Below are 26,440 nucleotides of genomic sequence, written 5' to 3'. Positions count from 1 at the left end.
CCTCGGGTTATTCCTAGCCCCACCAGAATGAGGCCGCGATCACGACGTACACCCCGATCAGGGAGGCGCCCTCGATCCAGTTCGACTCACCGTCGATGGTGATGACCGCGGCGATCAGCACCGCCAGGAAGACAGCCACCACCAGGGCCGGCGAGAAGACCAGCGTCAGCGCGGTGAAGCCGAGGAGGCTGGACAGGATCACCAGCAGCGGCGCCAGGACCAGCGCGATCTGCAGCGGCGAGTTGATGACGATCTGGAAGGCGTACTCGGACTGGTTGCGGGCGGCGAGCTGGAGGCCGACGACGTTCTCGATCGCGTTGCCGGCGATGGCGACGATGACCAGACCGGCGAAGGTCTCGTTGATGCCCCACGAGTTCATGGCCGGGGTCAGCGCCGAGACGAACCAGTCGGACACGAACGCGGCGAGCAGGCCGGCGATGGCGAGCATCCCCACAGCCAGCCAGACCGGCCACCGCGCCGCCTCGTGCGGGGGCGCGTCGGCGTCGGCGTTGGCCATGCCGGTGGAGTTGTCCTTCCTCAGCGAGGCCGGGAGGGTCAGCGCGAACAGGCCGAGCAGCACCACCGAGATCACGATCGACAGCGCCTGCTCGTGGCCGCCCGCGCCCGATCCCGCCTGGCCGTGGCCCTCCAGCTTGGTCAGCGACGGGAACACCATCGCCGTCACCGCGACGATCATCAGCACCGAGATCGTGCGGGCCCGCCCGGAGTCGATGCTCTGCGAGCCGTGCTTGATGCCGCCGACCACGAACGCAGCGCCCATCACCAGCAGCAGGTTGCTCAGGATCGACCCGATCAGCGCGGCCTGTACGACGCCGACCAGCCCCGACTTGAGGGCGAACAGGCAGATGAACAGCTCCGGCAGGTTGCCGAGCGCGCTCTGCAGGACGCCGGTCGCGCCGGGTCCGAAGCGGTCGCCGAGCTGCTCGACGCTGAGCCCGACGACGCTCGCGAGCAGCGCGACCGCGATCGCCGCGACCACGAACGCCAGCCAGCCCGGCCAGTCGGCGTAGTGGGCGACGCCCGCGAGCACCGTCGCCGCGGCGCCGCCGCCGAGCTGGATCAGGTCGCTGCGGACGAGCATCGGCTGCGAGGTCCCTGTGGTTCCCGTGGTTCCCGTGGTCACGCGGGGCACGCTAACCGATCAGCGCGACGTGACGGTGACCGCGACCCTGGCGGCGCCGGTGTCCTGGGCGACCAGGAGCCGGTCCGCCCCGGCGGCGGAGACGACGTGCCCGCCGGTGACGGCGACGTCGTACCCCCGCGGATAGACGTACGCCGGCGTGGAGATCACCGTGCGCGCGCCGGCCGGGAAGCTGCCGAGCGTGCCGTAGCGTGCCGTCGACCAGCTCGCCGTGAAGGTCTTCGTCCCCCGGTCGAAGTGGTACGCCGTCGGGGTGCCCGCAGTCAGCTCCGGGTAGGGCGTCACGAGCGCCGACATCTTGGCCCAGTCGACGTTGTCGCCCGTCGGGGCCTTGGTCGGGTCGAACACCAGCGCCTGCTCGGTGCCGGGGCCGGTCGTCGTCGGGTCGTCGCAGCCGCAGTAGGCCCAGTACATCCAGCCGGTCAGGTGCTGGTCGGCGAGGTCCGCGACCCCGGTCAGCGTCGGCTGGTCGGTCGTCGCGCCGAACTCGGTGAGCAGCGGGGTCGCGCCGGAGGCGCCCGCGTTGGCGGCGGCGTTGCTCCACGTCATCCCGTTCGTGGCGTCGCACACCAGCTGTCCGACGGGCCCCGCCGACGAACCGACCTCGGCCGTCACGCAGTAGTCGTGGAAGGAGAATCCGAGGTTGGTCCCCGACGGGTGGACCGTGCTCGGGATGCCGTCGGCGAAGAGCGTGTTCGGCTCGTAGTAGATCGGCGTCGCCGGGTCGACCCGGCGGATCGCGGTGATCATCTTCTGCTCGGCGGCCTGCAGCTGCTGGTCGAGCAGCGGGCAGCCGAGCGGGATGCAGGTCGCGTAGAGCGTGCCGGGCCACGGCTCGTTGTAGAGGTCGAAGCCCATCACCCCCGGGCTCTGGCTGACGTACGACGCCACATGGGCCCAGGCGGCGGCGTACCTCTCCTGCAGGCCGACCCCTCCCGGCCCCGGCGCGTCGGCGTAGAAGCTGTCGAAGGCCCTGTTCACGGCCAGGTTGACGAAGTAGTTGACCGGGAAGCCCTGCAGCGGCAGGTTCGGCAGGCCGCCGTCGAGCACGGCCCAGTCCGGCGCCCCCTCGCCCTGGAACCGCTCGTTCCACATGTCCTGGTGGAAGTCGAGCAGGCTGGAGATGCCGTAGGAGTCCAGCATCGCGACCTCGCGCCGGATCTCGGCGAGGTAGGTGTCGTCGTACACGCCGGGCTGGGGCTCGACGGCCTTCCAGATCACGCCGAGCCGGACGCTGGTGAAGCCGTTGTCGCGCAGGAACTGGGCGTCCTCCGGCCCGAACCCAGCGGCGTCCGCGGAGTAGGGCGGGCGCTTGAAGACCATGTTCACGCCGTGGGTGATCACCACCCGCCCGTCCGGCGCGGTCGCGAAGTGGCCGTGGGTGGCGGGCCGGGGCGCCGGCGTCGTCGTACCGCTGGCGGGGCTTTGTCCCCCGACGGCCGCGGCGAGCACGGCCGCCGTCCCCAGCATCGCGACCGAGAACGAGAACCTGTTCCACTTCATGCTGGCCACGATGACCGGTGGCCCGAGCCCCGTCAAGGCCGACGGTGCGGTGTGGCCGGCGTCCCCCAGGTCGTCGGCCACACCGCATCGCCCCCGAGATCACTCCCTGCGAGCCGGCCCGGCGCCCCACCGCCCTGACCGTCCCGCAGAGCTCTGCAGAGTTCTGCAGTCGGCAACGCTAGGGAGGAGTCCGCCCCTGCCGGTACCGTGCTAGCCCCAGGGTCGGATGAGGGCGGCCTCACACCACGGTGTGCGCGCCCCGCAGCCAGGCGATGACGGCGGCCACCCGGCGGTTGGTCTGCGCGTCGTCGAGCAGGCCGAGCTTCGCGAAGATCGCGGCGGTGTACGCCTCGATGGTCCGCACGGTGAGGGACAGCTCGGACGCGATGCCCGCGTTCGACCGGCCCTCGGCCATGAGCTGCAGCACCGCACGCTCCCGCTCGGTCAGGCGCGCCAGGTCGCCACGGCGCGGCGGCTGGGCGATCAGCGATCCCACGACACCGGGGTCGATGACGCACTCGCCGAGCGCGATCCGCTGGATCGCGTCGAGAAGGGCCCCCACATCGGTCACCCGGTCCTTGAGCAGGTACCCGATGGCGTGATCGGAGATGGCGAGGACGGCGGCGGCGTACGTCGACTCGGCGTACGTCGACAGGATCAGGATCCCCAGCTCGGGGTAGCGATCGCGGACCACCGCGGCAGCGCGGATGCCCTCGTCGGTCTCGGTCGGTGGCATCCGGATGTCCATCAGCACCAGGTCGGGGCTGATCTGCTCCAGCGCGGCGAGCAGCTCGTCGGCCGACCCGCACTGGGCGATGACCTGAACGCCCGCGGCCTGGAGCTGCAGCACGAGGCCGTCGCGGAAGAGCACGCTGTTCTCGGCGATCGCTACTCGTAGGGCAATGTCGCTGTCAGGCACGTCCCCACCCCCTTGCTCGACTCCACCATGAACGAACCGCCGAGCGCCGTCACCCGGTCGCGCAGACCGAGCAGCCCGGATCCACCGGCCAGATCGGCACCACCCACCCCCTGGTCCCGCACCACGACGACCAGCATCCGGCCGTCGTCGCCGACCTCGACCTCGGCCCGCTCCGCGCGGGCGTGCTTGACCACGTTGCTGAGCCCCTCGCAGATGACGAAGTACGCCGTCGCCTCGGTCGCCATCGGCCAGCGGCGGCCCGGCACCGCGCTGGTCACGAGCAGGGGCAGCCGCTCGGCCGCGCTCTCGACCGCGGCAGCCAGCCCGCTCTGGGTGAGCACGGCCGGCAGGATGCCCCGGGCGAGGTCGCGCAGCTCGGTGATCGCCTCCCGCACCTGTCCGGCGGCGGCGGTCGCCAGGGCTCGGGTGTGGTCGTCCGATGCGGCATGGACGACGCGGTCCAGGCTCATCCCGAGGGCGAGCAGGCGTTGCTGCACCCCGTCGTGCAGGTCCCGCTCCAGCCTCTTGCGCTCGGCCAGCTCCGCCTGGGCGAGCCGGGTCCGTGACCGGCGCAGCTGTCCCATCGTCGCGGCGTTCTGCAGTGCCAGCCGGACCGCCGCAGCACTCGCATCCACGAGCTGCCCGTGCCGGGCGATCGAGGCATCGGTCACGATGGCGGCGAGCGGGCCGCCGTTCTCGGCGTCGACGCGGACCACCAGCTGGCTCGCGTCCGCGACCGGGTTCTGCCGGTGGCCGGACGCCCTGCGCCAGTGCCCCTCCTCCGCGGCCCAGACGAACAGCGTCAGGTCCGGGTCGGACAGCGTCGTCGCCAGGGAGGCCTCGATCTCGGTCGGCGTACTGGACGCCCGCACCTGCAGCAGCAGGTCTCCCACCGCTCCTCGCGCCGTGCGCATGCTGAGGGCCGCGAAGATGAATCCCGCGGGCACCGCGAGCAGACCGAGCTGCTCGACGACGAGCACGCCGAGGCCTTCGAGGTTGTGGCCGCCGAACACCGAGACGACGTGACCGGCGACAGCGAGCGTGGCGCCGATCGCGGCGAACACGACCGGCGCGAGCTCATGGCGGGCCGCGCCCTTGTTGTGGGTCAGCCGCCAGCCCATCAGGCCGAGGAACCAGGCCGCCAGGACGAGGATGTAGGCGTTGCCGAGCTTCAGCCCCAGGTCTGCGACGCGGGTGGGCAGGGGCAGCGTGGGCCACCAGCCCTGGCGGAGGTGATCGGGCGTCACGGTCACGGTCAGCCGGGTCACGACCAGCACGACGATGGCGGCCCTGGCCCAGCGGTGCCCCCGCGGCGAGAGCCGCGGTCCGGGGAACCGGACCAGCACGACCGCCAGCATCGCTCCGGCCAGGGGCCCGGCGATCCAGCTCATCAGCGGGAACGGGGTGTCGTCCTGGAAGCGGAGGTGCTCGATGGCCAGGCACGCCCCGACCAGGCACAGGAGCGTGGCGTTGCCCCGCTGGGCCTCGTCGTCGGCGAGCAGCGCCGCCGCCATCGCAAGGAACACGATCAGCGCGCCCTCCAGCAGGCCGATCAGCGGGTGCGCGGTGTCGCGGGGCTCGAGCAGGACGGTCAGGCTCGACAGGCCGACGACGCCCGCCAGCGCCCACTCCGGCCACGGCGCGCTGCTGCTGCGCCCCCTGGTCCCCACGGAGCGCAGGCTAGTGGTCCGCGGGACGGCCCCCTACCGAGTTAGCCACAATTTGTCGTACCGGTCTCGGCAGGTCAGCCGGCGAGGTGGCCCCAGTCCGCCGCCAGCTCCGCCCACGGGCCGACGGCCGCGATGCCACCGTCGACGAGGACGACCACCCGGTCGGCCTGGGCCAGCGCGGCGCGCTTCGAGGTCGCGCCGATGACGGTGGTGTGGCGCTCGCGCAGCGCCGACCAGAGCTCGATCTCGGTGGCCGCGTCGAGCGCACTGGACACGTCGTCGGCGAGCAGCAGCTCGGCATCGGTCGCCAGGGCGCGCGCCAGGGCGAGGCGCTGGACCTGCCCGCCGGAGAGACGTACGCCGCGGTGACCGACCACGGCGTCGGCGCCGCCCGCGTCGGCGACGTCCTCGGCGAGGCGGGCCGCGGCGACCGGCCGCTCGAAGGCGCGGTCGTGACCCAGCTGGACGTTGTCGGCGAAGGTGCCGGACAGCACCCGTGGCACCTGGGCGACGTGCGCGACCTGTCCGGGACGCAGGAACACCTCGGCGTCACCGACGTCCGCCCCGTTCCAGCACAGGGTGCCGCGGTGGTCGATGAGGCCGGCCAGCGAGGACAGCAGGCTGGACTTGCCCGAGCCGACCTGGCCGACCAGCAGCACCAGCTCGCCGCGCTCGACGGTGAGGTCGACGGAGTCGGCACCGATCGTGCCGTCGTCGTGGACCGCCGTGTAGCCGGCCAGCTCGAGCCGCTCCAGCCGCACCCGGTCGGGCGCGACCGGGTCGGGCGCCGCGCCGGCGACGAGGTCGACGCCCGCGGGCAGCTCCATCAGGTCGACGCCTCCCGCGAAGCCGGAGGTGGCCCGCTGCCAGGCGCGCACGCCCGGCGCCTCGGTGACGACGGCGCCGGCGACCCGGCCGAACCAGTCGAAGCCGTTGACCGCGGTCGCGACGAGGAGCGCGGTGGCCAGGCCCCACACGTCGCGCAGGTAGAGCGCCCACGCGGCGACGACGCCGACCTGCACCATCACGATGGGTACGCCGTCGAGGACCGCCTGCACCCGGTGCTCGAAGACGGCCGCGTCCACGCGCCCGCTGTCGACGCGGCGCAGGTGCGCGTGGACCTGCGGGGTGCGGCCGGCGAGCTTGACCGTGCGGGCCGACTCGACCGCGGACACCACCGCGCGGCCGAACCGCGCGCGGGCCGCTGAGGAGCGCGCGGCGGAGCGGCCCGCGATCGGGCGACCGATCGAGGACGCGACCGCGCTGGTCGTCATGACGACCAGCAGCACCCCGCCCGCTAGCCAGGTGCCGCCCGCCACCATGGTGATGCCGGCGATGAGGAGGCCGTTGACGAAGTCGACCCAGCGGTCGGCGTACCTCGCGTAGCGGTCGGCATCCATCGACCGCGCGACCACCTCGCCCGGTGGCGTGCGCGGCAGGCGGTGACTGCGGACCTGGCCGAGCAGCACGTTCATCCGGACGCGCAGCATCACCTCGATCCACCACCGCGGGTAGCGCCGGAAGGCATCGGCCAGCAGGACCGGCGCGAACAGCAGCGACGCCACCAGCACCGCGACGAGCGCGGTCGCGGACTCCCCCGCCTCGAGCCGCTCGACGATCCGGCCCCACACGTAGCCGGTGAGCGCGCCGAGGGGCGCGAAGACGGTGCCGCCCAGGAACAGCGCGACCGACCAGGCGCCCCACCACGGCCGGACCCACAGCGCGTGCCAGATGCCGCGCGCGAGGGAGGGGCCGGTGGCGACCTCGGGACGCTGCGGCGGCTCGCCGGTACGCCGCCGGCCACCCACCCCCGCCTCGAGCCCGTCGAGAGGCTCAGCCGGCTCCGCCGGCTCCCCGTCGGCGAAGCCCGCCGTGTCGCTGGCCGCGAGCAGCCGCCGGAACGGGCCGTCCACGACCGCGAGCTCGTCGCGCGGACCGTGCTGGACGACCCGGCCGTGGTCGAGCACCGCGACCGCCTCGGCGCGCTCGATGGTGCTCAGCCGGTGGGCGACCAGGATGCCGGTGCGGCCGCTGAGCAGCCGGTCGGCAGCCGCCACGACGCGCGCCTCGGTGACCGGGTCCATCCGGGCGGTCGCCTCGTCGAGGACGACGAGCTGCACGTGCCGGACCAGCAGCCGGGCGAACGCCACCAGCTGCTCCTCGCCCGCCGAGAGGGTGGTGCCGCCGGGGCCGAGCAGGGTGTCGAGACCGTCCGGCAGGCCGGCCACCCAGTCGGTGAGGCCGAGCTCGTCGACCGCCGCCACGACCTCCTCGCGCGGGACCGCCGCGAACAGGGTGATGTTGTCGGCCAGGGTGCCGGCCAGGATCTCGGTGCGCTGGGTGACGACGCCGACCCGGCGGCGCAGCTCGTGCAGGTCCAGGGTGGTGATGTCGGCCCCGCCGAGGAAGACCGTCGCCGGTGCGGGGTCGGAGGCGCGCGACAGCAGCGAGGCGAGGGTGGACTTGCCCGAGCCCGTCCGGCCGACGAGCGCGAGGGTGTGCCCGGCCTCGACGTACAGGTTGACGTCGCGGAGCGCGAACTTCCCCTCCTCATAGGCGAAGTCGAGGTGGCGGATCCGGAGGTCGAGCGCGCCCGACGGCACGGCCTCGCCGCCGACCGGCTCGGCCTCGACGGCCAGCAGCTGGCGCAGCCGCAGGACGGCGCCGAGGCCGGCCTGGATGTCGGGCAGCTGGTGGGCCAGGTTGTTGATCTGGCCCACGAAGATCGAGGTGACCAGGAAGAGCGTCACGAGCCGCGCCACGCCCAGGTGGTCGCCGCCGACGAGCAGCACACCGGAGATCGCGATGATCGCGAGCAGCCCGTTGAGCAGCATCCCGACCACGATCGCGAGCCGGGCCTCGATCCGGAGCACCCGCAGGAACTTCGCGTGCACGTCGGCGGACAGCTCCGCAAGGCGTCGTACGACGAAGGGCTGGCCCAGGCTCGTGCGCAGGTCGTCGCGCCCGGCGACGCCCTCCTCCAGCGCGGCTGCATGGTCGGTCCAGGCCGCCTCCTCGACGACCTTGCGGCGCGCGATCTCGGCGAGGGCGGGCCGCATCACGGTCGCCGTGACCACGCCGACGGCCGGGAACAGCAGGAACGCGGGCCACCAGGTGAACCCCGCGACCAGCCACATCGGCACCACGGCGAAGCCGGTGCGCATGGCCATCCAGAACTGCTGGCGCAGCAGGGTGCCGACCTCGTGGGTGTCGTCGTCGACCCGGTCGAGCACCTCGCCCACGGCCTGCTCGGTGAGGTGCTCGAGCGGCTGCTGGAGGGCCGCGCTGAGCAGGTCGCCGCGCAGCCTGCCCTCGGCGCGGTCGACCACGCCGGCCCAGACCACGCGGCCGATGGTGTCGATCGTGGCGGCGCCCACGACGCACACCGCGAGCCAGGTCAGGAGGGTGCCGGTCGGGTGGTTGGCGATCCGGCCCGCCACGACGGTGCCGAGCGCCTGACCGATCGCCGCGAGCGCCACGGCTCCGACCGCGAAGCCCGCGGCGGGGCGGCGCAGGCGGCGCCAATCGACCCGCCGGCTGGGATCGGGAACGACGGGTTCGGCGGCGGGCGCGGCTGCCCGGGTCAACGTCGTCGTCACTCAGACGAGAGTAGTTGCTGCCACCGACAACTTCCTCCGGATTATCTGCGGCCCCGGGTCACAGGTGCTTGAGGGCCTCACGCCTGCTGAGCGGGCTGAGGTCGTGGTCCGCGACGAAGGCGCGGACCCAGTCCGGGTGGGCGCGCGCGGCGTCGCGCAGCGCCCAGCCGATCGCCTTGCGGAGGAAGAACTCCCGGTCGGCGAGGCTCGGCCGGATGGTCGCGGCGAGGAGCTCGCGGTCGAGCCGGTCACCGCGCCCGAGCTGGCCGATGATGGCGAGGCGGCGGATCCAGAGGTCGTCGTCGACCGCCCATCGGCGTACCAGGACGGCCGTGGCGACCGGGTGCGCGTCGTGCAGCGCGGCGACCCGGTGCGCGAGCCCGTCGACGTGGTCCCACCAGGCACCGGTGCGGGCCATGTGCTCGAGCTGGGGCACCAGCGTCCAGTCGCCGGCGAGCACCGGTCGCGCGAGGAGCTCGCTCGCGGCGTACCTCTCCTCGCGGTGGCTCGCCTCGTCCCACAGCTGCAGGCTCGCGGCAGCGAGCGCACGCCCGTCCTTCGCCATGCCTGCGTCACGGACCTGCTCCTTGACGATGCGGCGCACCTGCGGCACCCGTACGCCGAGGAAGGGCATCTCCGACTTCATGTACGCCTGCTGACCCGGCGCCAGGGACGGGTCGGCCGCCGAGCGGAGCGCCGCCCGGATGAGGTCGACGAGAACGGTCACCTCCGGAACCTAGCCGCCCTAGGGTCGAGGCATGGACCTGAGCACGGTGCAGGACGTCATCGCCCGCATGACCGCGATCGACGGGGAGCTCGAGCCGAGCGACGGCGTCGCCGTCTTCAACGCGATCTACCTCCGGGTGACGCGGAGCGTGGACGAACTGCTGCGCGCCGGCAGCACCTTCACCGACGGCCCCTTCATGGCGCAGCTCGACGTCACCTTCGCGCGCTACTGGTTCGGCGCGTACGACGCCACGGAACCCTCGCGGGCCTGGGCGCCCCTGTTCGAGCGCCGCCACGATCCCCTCCTCCCGATCCAGTTCGCCCTGGCGGGCATGAACGCGCACATCGAGCACGACCTGCCGCTCGCGGTCGTCGCCAGCTGCGTTGCGAACGACCGCGAGCCGTCCTCGATCCGGACCGACTACGAGCGCGTCAACGACCTGCTGGCCTCGGTCGAGGCCGAGATCCGGCGCTCGTTCCTCGACCGGGCCGAGCGTGCGGTGGACGACCGCATCGGTCGGGTCGCGCATCTGGTGAGTGCCTGGGACATCGAGATGGCGCGGGAGGCCGCGTGGGCGACCGTCTGCCTGCTGTGGGAGATCCGAGGCAGCTCGCTGCTCACCGGACTGCAGCACGACGCCCTGGGGCGGGCGGTCGGGATGGGGTCCCGGCTCCTGCTCACCCGCGTGGACTGACGGGGAAGGTAGCCACCCCTTCGATCCGGAGGTCAGCACCGGCGCGGGACCGGCCCACCGATCCCTACCTTCGGGACATGGACGCTCCCGACCTCAGCACCGCCGCGCTGCTCGACCGGATCGAGGCCCTCGAGGCCGCCCTCGACCGAGGCCGACCACGCCGCCGCTTGCGTCGGCCCAGCCGGCGCACCGCGGTCCTGGGCGCCGTCTCCGCCACCCTCCTCGCCATCGCCGGCACCACCGCCGCGCTCGCCACCGTGCCCTCGTCCTCGACCGGCACGATCACCGGCTGCGTCAACAAGACCACCGCCGCCGTCCGCATCATCGACGCCCAGGCCGGCAAGAAGTGCACCACCAACGAGACCACCGTCAACTGGTCCAAGGGCTACTCCTCCAAGGGCGCCTACAGCGCCACGGTCGACTACAACGTCCTCGACGTCGTCACCTCGGATGGCTCGTCATACGTCGCCAAGGCCAACCCACCTGTCGGTACGGCGCCCACCAACACCACCTACTGGGGCCTCCTCGCCAGCCGCGGCGCCACAGGACCCGCCGGCCCCACCGGGCTTGCCGGCCCGACGGGTGCCAAGGGCGACGCCGGCGCGACCGGACTCACCGGCCCCGCCGGACCGAAGGGCGACATCGGCGCGCAGGGTGTACCGGGCGCCAACGGCACCAGCGTGACGAGCACGTCCGAGCCTGCGGGCACCAACTGCCCCAACGGCGGGGCGAAGTTCGTGTCGGCCAGCGGGACGACGTACGCCTGCAACGGCGCAAAGGGTGCGGACGGAGCGTCATACACGGCCGGAACCGGCCTCACGATCAGCGGTGGGCAGATCGGGATCTCGTCGAACTTCCAGCTCCCGCAAGGGTGCTCGTACCCTGAGGTGCCGCAGTGGAACGGGGACTCCTGGACGTGCCGGGGCGCCGTCATTCCGTCTCGGTGTGCGAGTGGCAGTGTCTCGGAGGGGTCTGATCTGTCCGGAAACACATCATGTGTGGACATGCGGCCGCGCTACGCGTCGCCGGGAACTGTTCCTGTCGACCCCAACCAGAACGGCAACACCTACGCCACCTGCCCGACCGACGCGCCCTACCCGAGCGGAGGGGGTGCGGTCTGGACCGACAGCGGCGGTGCGGTGGTCGCCGGTGTCGGCCTGGTGACCAGCGACAGCTGGCCAGAAGAGCCCAACGGCAGCAGCCCGGGAGACTGGCACGTTCGCGGCGGCAACAGCTATGGGCAGAGGTACTACTTGCGGGCGTGGGCGATCTGCGTGCCTTGACCGCGGCGCAATGACCGAACGCAGCCCGGGAGAATCCTGCCCGTGTCCGACCTCGCCGATCGGGCACGACATCGGCTGACCACGGTCACCGTGCAGACTCGGCCCCGCCTCACGAGGCGCTGACGCGCCCACCTACACGGCCGGCAACGCTCTGCGACTCACGGGGACGTCGTTCAGCCTGCCGACGCGCACGGTCGCACAACGGCTCACCCACCGATATCCACGTCTTGTCCTGGGTCATCTGCATGCGACCCCCGAACACCGACGGCCCCGCCTCCAGAAGGAGGCGGGGCCGTCGGACGTCTGCGACCGATCAGAAGTTGGCGAGCGCCTCGTTCAGCGTCGCGCTCGGCCGCATGACGGCGGAGGTCTTCTCCGGGTCGGGGTAGTAGTAGCCGCCGATGTCGGCGGGCTTGCCCTGGACCGCGATCAGCTCCTCGGCGATCTTGGACTCGTTGGCGCGCAGCGTCTCGGCCAGCGGCTTGAAGGTCGCCGCGAGGTCGGAGTCGTCGGTCTGCGCGGCGAGCTCCTCGGCCCAGTAGAGCGCGAGGTAGAAGTGCGAGCCGCGGTTGTCGGTCGTGCCGAGCTTGCGGCCCGGCGAGCGGTCCTCGTTGAGGAAGGTGCCGGTCGCGCGGTCCAGCGCGGCGGCGAGCACGGTCGCGGCGGGAGCGTCGGCCTGCTCGGCGTACTTCTCCAGCGAGGGGACGAGGGCGAAGAACTCACCCAGGCTGTCCCAGCGCAGGTAGTCCTCCTCGACCAGCTGCTGCACGTGCTTCGGGGCCGAGCCGCCCGCACCGGTCTCGAACAGGCCGCCGCCCGCGATCAGCGGCACGACGGAGAGCATCTTCGCGGACGTGCCGAGCTCGAGGATCGGGAACAGGTCGGTGTTGTAGTCGCGCAGCACGTTGCCGGTCACCGAGATGGTGTCCTCGCCCTTGCGCATCCGCTCCAGGGAGTACGAGCAGGCCAGCGACGGCGCGAGGATCTTGATGTCCAGGCCCTCGGTGTCGTGCTCGGGCAGGTAGGCGTTGACCTTCTTGATGATCTCCGCGTCGTGGGCGCGGCTCTCGTCCAGCCAGAAGATGGCCGGGGTCTCCGAGGCGCGGGCGCGGGTCACGGCCAGCTTCACCCAGTCGCGGACCGGGATGTCCTTGGTCTGGCAGGCGCGCCAGATGTCGCCCGCCTCGACGTCGTGCTCGAGGAGCACGTCGCCGTTCGCGGCGAGGACGCGGACCGTGCCGGCCTGGGCGATCTCGAAGGTCTTGTTGTGCGAGCCGTACTCCTCGGCGGCCTGCGCCATGAGCCCGACGTTCGGGACGGTGCCGATGGTGGCCGGGTCGAGCGGGCCGTTCCGCTTCACGTCGTCGATGACGGCCTGGTAGACGCCCGCGTAGGAGCTGTCCGGGATCACCGCGAGGGTGTCGTCCTCGCCGCCGTCGGCGCCCCAGAGCCGGCCGCCGTTGCGGACGAGCGCGGGCATCGAGGCGTCCACGATGACGTCGGAGGGCACGTGCAGGTTGGTGATGCCCTTGTCGGAGTTGGTGTAGGACAGCCGGGGGCCGGAGGCCAGGGCCGCGTCGAAGGCCGCCTTGATCTCGGCCCCGTTCGGCAGCGCGTCCAGGCCGGCGAGGATGGAGCCGAGGCCGTCGTTGGCGGACAGGCCCGCGGCGGCCAGGTCGGCGCCGTACTGCTCGAAGACATCCTTGAAGTAGGCGCGCACCACGTGGCCGAAGATGATCGGGTCGGAGACCTTCATCATCGTCGCCTTGAGGTGGACCGAGAACAGCACGTCGTCGGCCTTGGCCCGCGCGAGCGCGTTGACCAGGAAGGCGTCCAGGTCGGCCGCCGACATCTTGGTGGCGTCGACGATCTCGCCGGCCAGCACCGGGAGGCTCTCGAGCAGGGTGACCTTCTCGCCGTTCTCGGTCTCCAGGACGATCGAGAGGGTGTCGTCCTGGGCCAGGGTCACCGACTTCTCGTTGTCCTTGAAGTCGTGCGCGGCCATGGTCGCCACGTTGGTCTTCGAGCCCTCGGTGAACGGCTTGTTGGTGTGCGGGTGCGTCTTGGCGTAGTTCTTCACGCTCTGCGGCGCGCGACGGTCGGAGTTGCCCTCGCGCAGGACCGGGTTGACCGCCGAGCCCTTGACCTTGTCGTACTTCGCCGCGATGGCCTTCTCCTCGTCGGTGGCCGGCGACTCGGGGTAGTCCGGGACGTCGTAGCCCTTCGCCTGCAGCTCCTTGATCGCGGCCTTGAGCTGCGGGATGGAGGCGGAGATGTTGGGCAGCTTGACGATGTTCGCCTCCGGCGTCTTCGCCAGCTCGCCGAGCTCGGTCAGCGCGTCGTCGGCCAGCCCGAACTGGGCCAGGATGCGCGCGGCCACCGAGATGTCACGCGTCTCGAAGGCGACTCCGGCCTTGGCGGCGTACGCCTCGACGATCGGGAGGAAGGAGTACGTCGCCAGCAGCGGCGCCTCGTCGGTGTGGGTGTAGATGATGCTCGGCATCGGGAGCGTCTCCTAGGGATCGGTCGACCTGCGGCGTACAGATAATCTTGACGTCAAGATATCTCATCGAGCCAGGACTCGGGTGCCGGCTCAGCCTTGCACCGCACTGGGTGCCAGGCAACCGGGGCCCGCAACACTAGGGTTGCTCCTGCATCCTGCTTGTTTCCGGGGACCGAGTCGAGGAGAGGACTACCCACATGACAGAAGTAGTGCAGGCGATCGACGAACCCGTCGCCCCATCCCTTGTCCAGAAGCTCGCTGCCGAGTTCATCGGCACCTTGATCCTCGTCGTCATCGGCTGCGGCGCCGCAACCGGCATGACCTGGGCCGCGCACGACGGCGGCGACAGCTTCGCCGCATTCGTCGGCACCGTCGGCCTGGCCTTCGGCCTGGCCATCGTCATGGCCGTCTACGCCTTCGGTCGCGTCTCGGGGGGCCACTTCAACCCCGCCGTCTCCGTCGGCGCTGCCCTCGGCGGCCGGGTCGCGTGGAAGGACGCCGGCCTGTACGTCGTCGCGCAGATCGTCGGCGCCATCGTCGGTGCCCTGGTGCTCTTCGTCGTGTTCAAGGGCTTCGACGGCTTCAGCGCCTCGGACAACGGCCTGGGCCGCAACGGGTTCGGCGACGACTACAACCACATGGCCTGGTGGGGTGCCCTCATCGCCGAGATCGTGCTCACCGCGATCTTCGTGCTGATCATCCTGGCGGTCACCGACGCCCGGAACCCGGCGCAGCGGCTCGCTCCGCTCGCGATCGGCCTGGCGCTCTCGGCGATCCACTTCGTCGGCATCGCCATCGACGGCACCTCGGTCAACCCGGCCCGCTCGATCGGTCCCGCGCTGTTCAGCGGCAGCGAGGGTCTCAAGGACCTGTGGGTCTTCATCGTCGCGCCCCTCATCGGCGCGGCCATCTCCGGGCTGCTCTACCCGCTGATCTTCGGTCGCGACGCCGACCCGGTCCCCGGCTCGGGCCTCCGCTTCGGCGGCGGTGGCGGCGGTGCGGCCGACCAGGCCTTCGCCCAGCAGTGGGGCCAGCAGCCCGCCGCGCAGCAGCCGATCATCCAGGACGGCTGGCAGTGGGACCCGGCCACGCAGCAGTGGATCCCGGCCCCGCAGGCCCCGCCCGCCCCGCAGGCGCCGCAGGCCGGCCAGGCGCCGCTCGGCGGTGAGGTCCAGGGAGGCTGGCAGCCGCCGCAGGACGGTGGCGAGCACACCATGGTGCGTCCGCCGCAGTAGCTCGGGCGTAGCAGAGGACCCTCAGGCGGGGCTGGTGTAGGACACCAGCCCCGCTTGGCCTTTCCGGACCATCCCCACACCGGGCGAGAAGGTCTCGATGTCGGCCGTGCTGCCCCGCACCACCTCGATCACGACCGCGGCCCGGGTGCTGCCGATCGGGGCGGTCCACGACCGGTCGGTGTCGACCACGACGCCGCGCACCCCGAGGTCGCCCGCCGAGGCCATCCAGTAGCCGTCCCCGCGACGCGGCGCGGCCGGCATCGCCAGCCCGGCGCCGACCCCGTCGCCGGCTCGCCACTCCCCCGCGCGGCCGAACCACCAGACGTTCCCGGCACGGTCCTGGGCGTAGTAGTCGCGGGTGGTGGCCGAGCCCGGCTCGGTGGTCGTCAGCATCGCCGTCGCCACCCCGTCGACGACGGGGCCGGCCGAGGCGACCACGGTAGTCCGCAGCGGGCTCCCGGTCGTCCGGTAGACCCATCGGGTGCCCGCCACGACCGGGAACCAGGGGTTGTCGACGACCGCCACGAAGTCGCGCGGAGCCGGCGACGCGGTCGGGATCTGCAGTCCGTCCACCCCCGTCGGCGGGTACGCCGGCGCGCCGGTGCCGCACCCGGCCAGCACCGTGGAGAGCACCGTCGCCAGGAGCACCGTCGCTGCCGCACCGGCGCGCTTCGTCGTACTCCTGCAGGAGGCCACGGATCAGATTGTCCCAGTGCCGTTCCGGTGGGCGGCCTCCTCCCGCTACCCGGCGTTGCGCTGCTACGTTCGCGGAGTCCCCTCAGACCACAAGGAGTTACTCGTGAGCACCAGTCCGCTCAAGGTGGCCGTGACCGGCGCCGCCGGCCAGATCGGCTACAGCCTGCTCTTCCGCATCGCCAGCGGCGCCCTCGGCGGCGACCGCCCGATCGAGCTGCGGCTGCTCGAGATCGAGCCCGCGCTGGGGGCCCTCGAGGGCGTCGTGATGGAGCTGGACGACTGTGCGTTCCCGGACCTGGCCGGCATCGAGATCGGCTCGGACCCGACCAAGATCTTCGACGGCGTGAACCTCGCGCTCCTGGTCGGCGCGCGGCCGCGCGGGCCTGGCATGGAGCGCAGCGACCTGCTCTCCGCGAACGGCGCCATCTTCACCGCGCAGGGCAAGGCGCTCAACGAGGTCGCGGCGTCCGACGTACGGATCGGCGTGACGGGCAACCCGGCCAACACCAACGCGTTGATCGCGATGACCAACGCGCCCGACATCCCTAACGAGCGGTTCTCCGCGCTGACCCGCCTGGACCACAACCGCGCGATCTCGCAGCTGGCGGCGAAGACCGGCGCCTCGGTCAACGACATCAAGAAGATGACGATCTGGGGCAACCACTCGGCCACCCAGTACCCCGACCTCTTCCACGCCGAGGTCGGCGGCAAGAACGCCGCCGAGGTCGTCGGCGACCAGTCCTGGATCGAGGACTACTTCATCCCGACCGTCGCCAAGCGCGGCGCCGCGATCATCGACGCGCGCGGCGCCTCCTCGGCCGCGTCCGCCGCCTCGGCGACCTGCAACGCCGCCCGCGACTGGCTCAACGGCACGCCGGAGGGCGACTGGGTGTCGATGGCGGTCGTCTCCGACGGCTCGTACGGCGTCCAGGAGGGCCTGATCTCGTCCTTCCCCGTCACCACGGCCGGTGGCGACTGGACCATCGTCCAGGGCCTCGAGATCGACGACTTCTCCCGCGGCCGGATCGACGCCAGCGTCGCCGAGCTCGCCGAGGAGAAGGCCGCCGTCACCGAGCTGGGCCTCATCTGATCAACGATCGACGTCGAAGGCCGGTTCCGTTGCGGGGCCGGCCTTCGTCGTCGACGGGGTCGGTGTGGTTGGCCCACACCAACCCGGAGAGGATCAGACCGGCTGGTCGGGGATGGTGATGGAGAGGATCGTGAGAGCGACCGCGGCGGCGATCACCAGGGCCGCGTCCAGCCAGCGGTTGCGGACCGCGAGCATGCCGGCGTCCCGGTCACGCAGGACCAGGCGCAGCAGGCCGGCAGCGGCGAGGGCACCGGACAGCACCCGGATCCCGACCCGCCACGACCCGCCGAAGCCGACGATCGCGAGACCGGCCGCGGCGGTGAGGACGACGCCGATGTAGAAGGCGCCACCCAGCGTTGAGGGGTAGCGTCGCGGCCCCTCCTCGGGGGCCTGCTCCGGCGCCTGGTCCTCGGTCATCTCCACCTGCTGCTCGGTCACGCGGTGGCGGCAGCCTTCTCCGCCATCGACACGACGTTCGCGAGCAGCATGGCCCGCGTCATGGGTCCGACGCCACCCGGGTTCGGCGAGACCCAGCCCGCGACCTCCCAGACCTCGTCGGCGACGTCGCCGGCGATCTTGCCGTCGACACGCGACACACCGACGTCGAGCACGGCCGCGCCGGGCTTGATCATGTCGGCGGAGATGATGCCCGGCACCCCGGCCGCCGCGACCACGATGTCGGCGTTGCGCACGTGCGCGGCGAGGTCACGGGTGCCGGTGTGGCACAGGGTGACGGTGGCGTTCTCCGAGCGCCGGGTCAGCAGCAGGCCCATCGGCCGGCCGACGGTGACACCGCGCCCGACGACGCACACCTCCGCGCCGTTGATCTCGACGCCGTGGCGACGCAGCAGCTCGACGATGCCGTACGGCGTGCACGGCAGCGGCGCCTCGTTGCCCAGCACCAGCCAGCCCAGGTTCGTGGGGTGCAGGCCGTCCGCGTCCTTGGCGGGGTCGATCAGGCCGAGCACCCGGTTCTCGTCGCGGCCCTTGGGCAGCGGCAGCTGCACGATGTAGCCGGTGCACGCCGGGTCGGCGTTGAGCCGGGCGACGGCGGCCTCGATCTCCTCCTGCGTGGCGGTCTCGGGCAGGTCCTCGCGGATCGAGGCGATGCCGACCTCGGCGCAGTCCTTGTGCTTGCCGTTGACGTACCAGGTCGAGCCGGGATCCGACCCGACCAGCACCGTCCCGAGCCCCGGGGTGATCCCCTGCTCGGCCAGCGCGGCGATCCGGGCCTTGAGCTCGCCCTTGATCGCGGCGGCGGTCGCGTTGCCGTCCAGCTTCTGCGCAGTCACATCGACATCCTTTCAGAGGAACGGACAACAGGGTCACCCAAGTCTTGCCGCCAGACCGAGGCGACGCCCTGCCAAGCCAACCGCGCAGGCCGGAAGGCCGGCAGCGTGGCGCCGCCGATGTCGAGGTCGGGCGCGAGAGCGAGGCGACGAAGGGAGCGAGGAACGAGCGACCGGAGGAGCCGAGCGAGCAAGTCCGACGAGACATCGACAGCGGCGACACGCTCGGCCCGGAGGCGACTAGTGGAAGAAGTGGCGGGTGCCGGTGAAGTACATCGTCACCCCGGCAGCCTTGCACGCCTCGATCGTGAGCTCGTCGCGGACCGAGCCGCCGGGCTGGACGATGGCCTTGACCTTGGCGTCGATCAGGATCTGCGGGCCGTCCTCGAACGGGAAGAACGCGTCGGATGCGGCGACGGATCCCTCGGCGCGGGCGACGCCCTCGGCCAGGGAGTTGGCCCGCTCGACGGCGAGCTTGCAGGAGTCGACCCGGTTGACCTGGCCCATGCCGATGCCGACCGAGCCGCCGTCCTTGGCGAGCAGGATCGCGTTGGACTTGGCCGCGCGGCAGGCCTTCCAGGCGAACGCGAGGTCGGCGAGCGTGGCCTCGTCGGCCGCCTCGCCGGTCGCGAGCGTCCAGGTCGACGGGTCGTCGCCCTCGGCGTCGACGTGGTCGACGGTCTGCATCAGCAGGCCGCCGGAGATCGGCCGGGTCTCGACCGGCGAGCCGCCGTCGGCGGGCGCGATCAGGATCCGGATGTTCTTCTTGCCCTGGAGGATCTCCACGGCGCCGTCCTCGTACGCCGGCGCGACGATCACCTCGGTGAAGACCTCGGCCACCTGCTTCGCCATCTCCACCGTCACCGGCCGGTTGGCGGCGATGACGCCACCGAACGCCGAGACGGGGTCGCACGCGTGGGCCTTGGCGTGCGCCTCGGCGATGTCGGCGCCGACCGCGAGGCCGCACGGGTTGGCGTGCTTGATGATCGCGACCGCCGGCTCGGCGAAGTCGTTGGCGGCCCGACGCGCGGCGTCGGTGTCGACGTAGTTGTTGTACGACATCTCCTTGCCGTGCAGCTGCTCGGCCTGCGCGAGCCCGGCCGGGCCGAAGCCGTTGAGGTAGAGGGCGGCCTTCTGGTGGGGGTTCTCGCCGTACCGCAGCACGGCGGCCTTGTCGTAGGTGCCGCCGATCCAGGCCGGGAAGCCGGTGCCCTCGCTGCTGTCGACGAGCACCGAGCCCATCCAGGAGGCCACCTGGACGTCGTACGTCGCCGTGTGCACGAACGCCTTCGCGGCCAGCGCCTTGCGCTCCTCGTAGGTGAACCCCTCGCCCTGCGCGGCCTCGAGCGCGCGGGCGTAGTCGGCGCCGTCGGTGACGATCGCGACCGACGGGTGGTTCTTGGCGGCGGCGCGGACCATCGACGGGCCGCCGATGTCGATCTTCTCGATGCAGTCGTCGACGCCCGCGCCGGAGGCGACCGTGGCCGCGAACGGGTAGAGGTTCACGACCACCAGATCGAACGGCTCGACGCCGAGGTCCCCGAGCTGCGAGACGTGGGACTCCAGGCGGCGGTCGGCGAGGATGCCGGCGTGCACGCGCGGGTGCAGCGTCTTGACCCGGCCGTCGAGGCACTCGGGGAAGCCGGTGAGGTCCTCGACCTTGGTCACTGGCAGGCCGAGCGACTCGATGAGGGCGGCCGAGCCGCCGGTCGACACCAGCTCGACGCCGGCCGCGGCGAGACCCTGCACCAGGTCCTCGAGGCCCGTCTTGTCGAAGACGGAGACGAGCGCGCGCTTGATCTTGATCCGGTCGGGAGTGGAAGACGTGGCAGACATGGAGGGGCTCCTCATCGGTCGGTGGTCACGATGAGGACACCCAGGCGTTCGATGCCGATCTCTGCTCCCCGGTGGTCGCCCACCTGCGCCAGTCGCGAGCCCGAGTCTACCGACCGATCAGCCGCCGAGGCGAACCCGACGGCCGTCCACGACGTACCCCTCGCGCACCATCCGACCCACGAGCTCCACCAGCATCGTGCGCTCCGCGACCTTGATCCGCTCGTGCAGGGACTCGACGGTGTCGTCGTCCTCGACGGGCACCACGGTCTGCGCCACGATCTGCCCGGTGTCGACCCCGGCGTCGACCACGAACAGGGTCGCGCCGGTGACCTTCACGCCGTACTCGAGGGCATCGGCGGGGCCGTGCATGCCGGGGAAGCTCGGCGACAGGGCCGGGTGCGTGTTCACCGTCCGCCCGCCGAACGCGGCGAGGAACTTCGGCCCGACCAGCTTCATGAACCCCGCGAGCACCACGAGGTCCGGCTCGAACGCCGCCACCTTGTCGGTCAGCGCCCGGTCCCAGTGCTCGCGCGTCGTGTAGTCGCCGACCTTCGCGGTGAAGGTGGGTACGCCGGCACGCTCGGCCCGCTCCAGGCCCTCGATCCCGTCCCGGTCCGCGCCGACGGCGACGATGCGGGCGCCGTACGCCGGATCCGCGGCCGCGTCGAGCAGGGCCTGCAGGTTCGTGCCGCCACCGGACACCAGGACGACGATGCGCGCGCTCACAGGCGCTGATCCTAGGAGAGACGGCCCTCAGCCACGGAAAGGGCGACGGGCCCAGAGCCCACCGACCTGCGCGGAGCCGCGGTCCTGCCACCACCACATGGCGACCGCGCCCAGCAGCGCCGCGATGCCGAAGGCGGCCATCGCGCTGAGCAGCACGCCGAACGCGTCGGGGCCGACGTCGCGCATCCGGCCGGGGCCCACCGCTCCCCCGGCGAACACACTCACCAGGCCGAGGGCCAACCCGGCGAGCAGCCCGCCCGCACAGCCGCGGATGGCGGCCTGGTCCCAGCTCGCGGCGGGGTGCAGGCGGTGCACGCGGGCCGACGCCACGAAGGCGACGAGCACGGGGGCCGCCATCAGCCAGCGCACCCACAGCGGGGTGGGGCCGGTGTCGGGAAGCGCGGCGAGCAGCGGGAAGAGCGGCAACGGGCCGAGGGTGACCGAGGTCAGGGACACGGCCGTGCCACCGCCGACCGAGAAGCCGGGGCCGAGCAGGTAGCTGCTGGAGAAGAGGACGGCGTTCGGCAACACGCTCGCGACCACCAGGAGCAGGACGACGAAGTCCCCGAACGTGTCGACGTGCATCTGCGAGGTGATGTTGGCAGCCGTCGCGAAGTCGACGACGAAGGCGATCGCGAGCAGCAGCGCGGACAGCACGAGCCACCAGGTCAGCAGGGTCCGGACCAGCCGCCCCACGACGCGTACGCCGAGCGGCACGCCGCCGACCCACACTGCTGCGCGCCCGGAGCCGCGCGCGATGGCCGGGACGCCGGCCAGCGCGCAGAGCACGATCGAGAAGCCGACGACCCGCGGGGTGTCGAGGGCGCTGCTGGCGGTCGAGCTGATCGTGCACACCAGGACCGCGGACACGACGTACCCGACGGTGAAGAGCAGGCCGACCAGCGGCACGGTGAGGTCACGCGCGCCGTCGGCGATGCGCTGGGCGTCCGGGCCGTGGCCGGAGATCGACTCCCCGACCCGGTGGCCGACCCGCCAGATCGCCCAGGCGACCAGCAGCGTGACGCCGAGCGGGATCGCGGTGATCCGCGCGCCCTGCACGTCCACCCCGGAGCCGTGCGCCATCAGCCAGCCGAAGGCGCCGACCCGCAGCGCGCCCCGCGGCGTGCCGTCCGCGCCGGCGTCGGTCAGGAACCAGCCGACGACACCGACCGCGAGCGCCACCAGCAGGGGCGCGAGGGCCGCGACCGCCCCGCCCAGCACCGCGGTCGGGACCAGCGGGCGGCGGGTCGCGAGATCGGCCCGCAGGTCGGACTCGGAGCGGTCCTTGCGGGCCAGTGCGCGGGTGAGCGGCGAGGGCAGCGACGTCATGGCCCTTCCATGATGAACGCCCACCCGGCCGCTTCGACGCCGCCACGCCGACCGGCGCCGGGAGCACCTGATGCCGTACCGTGGACCGGCCATGACCGACGCAGCGACGCCCCCTCCCAGCGGCCCGGACAGCACCCCCAACGGCACCGAGACCCCCGCCCGGAAGGGCCGCGTGCGCGCGGCGCGGACGGCGTACGGCGAGCGCGCGCACGCCTTCGACGACTTCTACCGTGACTCCCGCGACCGGCTGCTGGTCCAGACCCTGGCGCTCACCGGCGACCTGACCGCCGCTCGCAGCGCGGTCCGCGACGCGTACGTCGTGGCCTGGCACCACTGGCGCAAGATCGCCCGCCAGGAGCGCCCCGAGGACGTGGTGCGCTCCTACGCCTACCGGTTCGGGCTGCGCCGGCGCTCGGCGCGCCCGTGGGCGCGGCGCAAGGAGGGCGACGACGAGGTGCGCGCCACGCTCGAGGCGCTCGGGGAGATCTCGCTCCCCCAGCGCAAGGCGGTCATCCTCACCCAGCTCGCGGGCGTCGACATGGCGCAGGCGGCGCGCGAGATCGGCGTACCGATCGAGACCGCGGAGCGCGAGCTCGCCGCCGGCGCCGCGCTGTTCGCCCACGACCGGCAGATCCCGACGACCGGCATCCACCAGGTCCTGGTCGACCTCGAGTCGCTCACCGGCACCGTCACCTGGCCGCGGATCACCATCATCCGGCGGGCCGGTGGCGCCCGCCGCCGGGCGCACACGCTGATCGGCGCCACCGCCGCGGTCGCCGTCTTCGCGGCGGCGGGAGCGGTCGTGACCGACGGCAACGGCCTGCGCCCATCGCTGGACCGCGAGGCCCGCAAGCTCGCCGCGGCCGGGAACGACCGGGGCACCGAGGTCGACCTGCCCGCCGGCAGCCTGCTCACCGCCGCGTCCGTCACGAAGACCCTCGGCGGCAAGGGCTGGACCCTCGACAGCACCACCGACAACTCCACGGGAAACGGCCTGGTCCAGCCCTGTCAGACCACGCGGTACGCCGATCCGCACGGCACGGCCGCCCTGGTCCGCCGCTTCCACACCGCCGGACCACGGCAGGCGACGTACCTGCAGTCCTCGGAGGCGTCCACCTCCACCACCGCCTCGCAGCGCGCCTACACGCGGGCGCTGTCCTGGTTCACGGCCTGCGAGCCGGCCAAGGACCAGGACATCACCAAGCTGCCGCAGACCCACCTGGTCAGCACCGGCACGGTCAAGGGCCTCGGCGACGAGTCCGCGGTCGTGGTGCTGCGCACGACCGCGCCGAGCGCGACCTACGTCGTGGGCGTGGCCCGGACGGGGCAGTTCACGACGATGACGTCGCTGCGGAGCACCGTCGTGCCGCAGCGGGCCGACCGCGACGGGGTCGCGACCCTCCTCGGCACCGCCGTCGACCAGCTCTGCACGCTGCCCGGCGGCGGCGCCTGCGCCCCCGGCCGGATCCGGGTGGGCGATGCGCCGGCCTTCCCGATCGGGCACCACGCGGCGTTCCTCTCCGAGATCGACCTGCCGGCGGTCGGCACCGACCACGGCCGCCTGGTCGGCACCATCCCGAAGCGGGTCACCGCGGGCCGCGAGGACACCGACGTGCTCGGCTGCGACGTCGTCCAGCTGGTGAAGTCGTACGCCGCCACCCCCATCCACGCCAACCAGACCCGCAGCTTCGTGTTCGTGGGCAGCGACCTGCCCAAGCAGACCGGTCTCACCCAGGTGGTCGGCGCGCTCCCGATCCGCCAGGCGCGCGCGTTCACCACGAAGATGGCCCACCAGCTCACGCGCTGCCCCAGCCTGAACACCGGCATGGGCACCGACGTCGTCGAGCTCCAGCACCACCACGGCGCCCGCACCGACCTGCACGTGTGGCGGATGAGCACCGAGCTGTCCGGCAACCGCAGCGTCGAGTACGACGTCGCGATCGTCCGCTCCGGCGGCGCCCTGTCGCAGCTGATCTACGTGTCCGCCAAGGGCGCCCGGATGCGCGACCCCGACTTCGTGGCCCTCGCGCAGCGGGCCCTGGAGCGGATCACCGAGCTGCCGGCGTACTGACGAGCACCTGTCATGCAACCTGACATGCAACCCCGGGCCCGCGTGAGGCGTATCCATCCCTGACACACCAGGTCCGGGAGCCCGAGAGGGGGCATGTGGTGGATGAGCATGAGTTCGACGAGTTCTATGCGGCGTCGTTCCGACGACTGACCGCGCAGGTCTACGCGATGATCGGTGACGCCGACGAGGCCACCGAGTGCGTCCAGGAGGCGTTCGCCAGGGCCTGGGCCCATCGCCGCCGGCTGGCGAAGACGGAGTACCCGGAGGCGTGGGTGCGGACGACGGCGTACCGGCTCGCGGTGAGCCGCTGGCGACGACGTCGTACGGCGCAACGACCACCCGACCGGGCGCTCGGGTCGCCCGGGGTCACCCCGGAGATCGACCCGTCGCACGTCGCGCTGGTCGCGGCGCTGCGCCAGCTGCCGGAGGCGCAGCGCCAGGCCCTGGTGCTGCACCACATCGCCGACCTCCCCGTGCAGCAGGTCGCTGCCGAGGTCGGCTGTCCCGAAGGAACCATCAAGGCCCGGCTCAGCCGCGGCCGCACCGCTCTCGCCGCCCTGCTCAGCGATGAGGCAGGCGGCATCACGGGAGGAGTGACCCATGTCTGACCCGCTGGAGCAGCTCGACCGATTCCGCTCCGAGGTCGAAGGAGCACCCATGCTGACCGCTGCCGAGATCCGCCGCCGCGGCGACCGCATGCGCCGCCGCGGCAACGCGCTGAAGACCGGGGTGGCCGCGCTCGCGGTGGCCGCCGTCGTCGTACCGCTGAGCCTGAACGCCGGCGACCACGACTCCCACGTCGCCAAGGACACCAACCCCACGCCCACCGCGCCCGCCCTGAGCACGGCCAACCTGGTCACGACCTCGGACGTGTCCTTCATGAAGGGCCTGTCGTGGGTGCAGAACTACGACGAGCCGGTCAGCACGCAGCAACGGTCCACCGCGTGCGAGGGCGCGCCGTATCCGACGCTCGGCGGGTTCTCGGCCGGCTTCGAGCGCGACTGGAACGCGCACTCCGACGAGACCGGCGAGCCGTCGGACACCTACCTCGACGAGGTCGTCACCCAGTACGGCTCCCCCGCGCAGGCGAGCGCCGCGGCGGCGACCATCAAGGGTTGGTACGACCACTGCTCACCGAGCGGCTCCACGTCGTACACGCCCGGCACCTGGAAGGACGTGCCGACCGGGACCACCGGCACCGCTGAGCAGATGACGGCGCACTACGGGCCGGCCGACGCCTACCCGGGCAGCCAGTTCGACGTGAGCGGCCGCACCGACCTGACCTGGTACGTCGACGTGAGCATCATCGTCGACGGCGACCGCGTGGGGGTGCTCACCCAGAACGCCCTGCTCCGCGACTACGACACCACCGCGATCACCACCACCGACGAGGAGGTGCCGGTGGCCGCCCAGCGGCTGGTCTCCGGTACGCCGGCGGCGGCGCCGACCGACGCCGCCAGCCCGCCGGCCGCACCCGCGACCTCGGGCGGGACCGTCAGCTACCCCACGACCACGATCCCGGCCGACTTCCCCATCGACAGCGGGTGGACCGACGACCAGCCCGAGGGCCCCGACAGCAGGATCGCGCCGAGCAGGACCCGCAAGATCCCCGAGCTGAGCGCCTGCGGCACGACGCTGCCGTGGCCGGCGTACGTCGATCGGCTCTCGGCGGGCTTCCACAACCCGGAGGACAGCCGGGACGCGACCCTGATGACCTACGTCGACGCCGACGCCGCGGCAGCCGCGACCAAGGCGATCGCCGACCTCTATCGGGCCTGCCCGTCGGAGCCCTCCCAGCCCCCGGGCTACGTCCTGCACACGGACGTGACCCGGACCACCACCAGCGGAGACTCCTGGCTGGCCGCGGCGTACTACACCTACAACGGCCACCCTGCCATCGCGATCTCCGACGTCGAGGTCATCCGGGTGGGTCTGGGCGTCCTCATCCTCAGCCACAACAACGAGGGCGACAAGAACTCCATCCCGATGGACACCCGGAGCATGGAGAGGGAGGCGTCCGACTCGATCGCGGCGATGTGCGCCTTCACCGAGGCCGGCTGCTGATACGGAGCGCAAGAACCCCGGCCCGTCCCGCAACAAGCGGGGCG

The 26,440-nt window shown here is 72.3% G+C and carries 20 protein-coding genes and 1 riboswitch; of the genes, 7 read left to right on the top strand and 13 right to left on the bottom strand.

Going from position 1 to position 26,440, the window contains the following annotated elements; genetic code table 11:
* Nucleotides 1-13: 13 nt before the first annotated feature.
* From cax to ACYU8V_RS20400, 6 genes are all read right to left on the bottom strand, one after another.
* The gene (gene cax / locus ACYU8V_RS20425) at nt 14-1,144 is read right to left on the bottom strand and encodes a calcium/proton exchanger (protein WP_460850007.1); all 1,131 of its coding nucleotides are present in this window, start codon (nt 1,142-1,144) and stop codon (nt 14-16) included.
* An 18-nt stretch (nt 1,145-1,162) separates the two neighbouring features.
* The gene (locus ACYU8V_RS20420) at nt 1,163-2,665 is read right to left on the bottom strand and encodes a cellulase family glycosylhydrolase (RefSeq protein WP_460850006.1); all 1,503 of its coding nucleotides are present in this window, start codon (nt 2,663-2,665) and stop codon (nt 1,163-1,165) included.
* A 238-nt stretch (nt 2,666-2,903) separates the two neighbouring features.
* Nucleotides 2,904-3,584 (bottom strand): LuxR C-terminal-related transcriptional regulator, encoded by a 681-nt coding sequence (locus tag ACYU8V_RS20415; RefSeq protein WP_460850004.1) that lies wholly within the window; start codon nt 3,582-3,584, stop codon nt 2,904-2,906.
* Complete coding sequence (locus ACYU8V_RS20410) at nt 3,554-5,254, bottom strand: sensor histidine kinase (protein ID WP_460850002.1); 1,701 nt, start codon at nt 5,252-5,254, stop codon at nt 3,554-3,556. The genes ACYU8V_RS20415 and ACYU8V_RS20410 overlap by 31 nt, the downstream gene beginning before the upstream one ends.
* Nucleotides 5,255-5,328: 74 nt before the next feature.
* Nucleotides 5,329-8,853, bottom strand: coding sequence for an ATP-binding cassette domain-containing protein (locus ACYU8V_RS20405; RefSeq protein ID WP_460850000.1), 3,525 nt, complete (start codon nt 8,851-8,853; stop codon nt 5,329-5,331).
* A gap of 58 nt (nt 8,854-8,911) precedes the next feature.
* The gene (locus tag ACYU8V_RS20400) at nt 8,912-9,580 is read right to left on the bottom strand and encodes a DNA alkylation repair protein (protein WP_460849998.1); all 669 of its coding nucleotides are present in this window, start codon (nt 9,578-9,580) and stop codon (nt 8,912-8,914) included.
* A 31-nt stretch (nt 9,581-9,611) separates the two neighbouring features.
* Between ACYU8V_RS20400 and ACYU8V_RS20395 the strand changes: the two genes are divergently transcribed.
* Nucleotides 9,612-10,274, top strand: coding sequence for a DUF5995 family protein (locus ACYU8V_RS20395; protein ID WP_460849997.1), 663 nt, complete (start codon nt 9,612-9,614; stop codon nt 10,272-10,274).
* A gap of 77 nt (nt 10,275-10,351) precedes the next feature.
* Nucleotides 10,352-11,557 (top strand): hypothetical protein, encoded by a 1,206-nt coding sequence (locus ACYU8V_RS20390; protein WP_460849995.1) that lies wholly within the window; start codon nt 10,352-10,354, stop codon nt 11,555-11,557.
* 313 nt (nt 11,558-11,870) lie between these two features.
* On the opposite strand, the gene ACYU8V_RS20385 is transcribed toward ACYU8V_RS20390, so the two are convergent.
* Nucleotides 11,871-14,060, bottom strand: a complete 2,190-nt coding sequence (locus ACYU8V_RS20385; RefSeq protein ID WP_460849993.1) for an NADP-dependent isocitrate dehydrogenase — start codon at nt 14,058-14,060, stop codon at nt 11,871-11,873.
* Nucleotides 14,061-14,257: 197 nt separating this feature from the next.
* Here ACYU8V_RS20385 and ACYU8V_RS20380 point away from each other — a divergent pair, with 197 nt between their 5' ends.
* Nucleotides 14,258-15,295 (top strand): MIP/aquaporin family protein, encoded by a 1,038-nt coding sequence (locus ACYU8V_RS20380; RefSeq protein ID WP_460849991.1) that lies wholly within the window; start codon nt 14,258-14,260, stop codon nt 15,293-15,295.
* Between the two features lie 21 nt (nt 15,296-15,316).
* Here the strand turns inward: ACYU8V_RS20380 and ACYU8V_RS20375 are convergent, their stop codons facing one another.
* Entirely contained in the window at nt 15,317-15,991 is a 675-nt protein-coding gene (locus tag ACYU8V_RS20375; protein WP_460849990.1) for a hypothetical protein, read from the bottom strand.
* A gap of 103 nt (nt 15,992-16,094) precedes the next feature.
* Between ACYU8V_RS20375 and ACYU8V_RS20370 the strand changes: the two genes are divergently transcribed.
* Nucleotides 16,095-17,081: a malate dehydrogenase gene (locus ACYU8V_RS20370; protein ID WP_460849989.1), complete on the top strand. Its 987-nt coding sequence runs from the start codon at nt 16,095-16,097 to the stop codon at nt 17,079-17,081.
* A gap of 93 nt (nt 17,082-17,174) precedes the next feature.
* Here the strand turns inward: ACYU8V_RS20370 and ACYU8V_RS20365 are convergent, their stop codons facing one another.
* The 5 genes from ACYU8V_RS20365 to ACYU8V_RS20345 form a co-directional block, all read right to left on the bottom strand.
* Nucleotides 17,175-17,519 carry a DUF3017 domain-containing protein gene (locus ACYU8V_RS20365; RefSeq protein WP_460849987.1) on the bottom strand — a complete coding sequence of 115 codons (345 nt, stop codon included), beginning with the start codon at nt 17,517-17,519 and terminating at the stop codon, nt 17,175-17,177.
* On the bottom strand, nt 17,516-18,373 hold the full coding sequence (locus tag ACYU8V_RS20360; protein ID WP_460849986.1) for a bifunctional methylenetetrahydrofolate dehydrogenase/methenyltetrahydrofolate cyclohydrolase: 858 nt from the start codon (nt 18,371-18,373) through the stop codon (nt 17,516-17,518). The genes ACYU8V_RS20365 and ACYU8V_RS20360 overlap by 4 nt, the downstream gene beginning before the upstream one ends.
* Before the next feature lie 237 nt (nt 18,374-18,610).
* Nucleotides 18,611-20,206, bottom strand: a complete 1,596-nt coding sequence (purH, locus tag ACYU8V_RS20355) for a bifunctional phosphoribosylaminoimidazolecarboxamide formyltransferase/IMP cyclohydrolase (RefSeq protein WP_460849985.1) — start codon at nt 20,204-20,206, stop codon at nt 18,611-18,613.
* A gap of 31 nt (nt 20,207-20,237) precedes the next feature.
* A riboswitch (ZMP/ZTP riboswitch) is annotated at nt 20,238-20,311 on the bottom strand.
* A 12-nt stretch (nt 20,312-20,323) separates the two neighbouring features.
* Nucleotides 20,324-20,932 (bottom strand): phosphoribosylglycinamide formyltransferase, encoded by a 609-nt coding sequence (gene purN, locus ACYU8V_RS20350; protein ID WP_460849982.1) that lies wholly within the window; start codon nt 20,930-20,932, stop codon nt 20,324-20,326.
* A 27-nt stretch (nt 20,933-20,959) separates the two neighbouring features.
* The gene (locus tag ACYU8V_RS20345; protein WP_460849980.1) at nt 20,960-22,261 is read right to left on the bottom strand and encodes a cell division protein PerM; all 1,302 of its coding nucleotides are present in this window, start codon (nt 22,259-22,261) and stop codon (nt 20,960-20,962) included.
* Between the two features lie 91 nt (nt 22,262-22,352).
* Here ACYU8V_RS20345 and ACYU8V_RS20340 point away from each other — a divergent pair, with 91 nt between their 5' ends.
* From ACYU8V_RS20340 to ACYU8V_RS20330, 3 genes are all read left to right on the top strand, one after another.
* Nucleotides 22,353-24,332 carry an RNA polymerase sigma factor gene (locus ACYU8V_RS20340; protein ID WP_460849979.1) on the top strand — a complete coding sequence of 660 codons (1,980 nt, stop codon included), beginning with the start codon at nt 22,353-22,355 and terminating at the stop codon, nt 24,330-24,332.
* Nucleotides 24,333-24,430: 98 nt separating this feature from the next.
* A complete protein-coding gene (locus ACYU8V_RS20335; protein WP_460849978.1) occupies nt 24,431-24,940 on the top strand; it encodes an RNA polymerase sigma factor in 510 nt (169 codons plus the stop codon).
* The gene (locus ACYU8V_RS20330) at nt 24,933-26,396 is read left to right on the top strand and encodes a hypothetical protein (protein ID WP_460849976.1); all 1,464 of its coding nucleotides are present in this window, start codon (nt 24,933-24,935) and stop codon (nt 26,394-26,396) included. The genes ACYU8V_RS20335 and ACYU8V_RS20330 overlap by 8 nt, the downstream gene beginning before the upstream one ends.
* The last annotated feature ends 44 nt before the right edge of the window (nt 26,397-26,440 follow it).

This window comes from Nocardioides ultimimeridianus (genome assembly GCF_054777895.1).
Note: the sequence above shows the minus strand (reverse complement) of the source record. Positions and strands in the feature narration are given on the sequence as shown.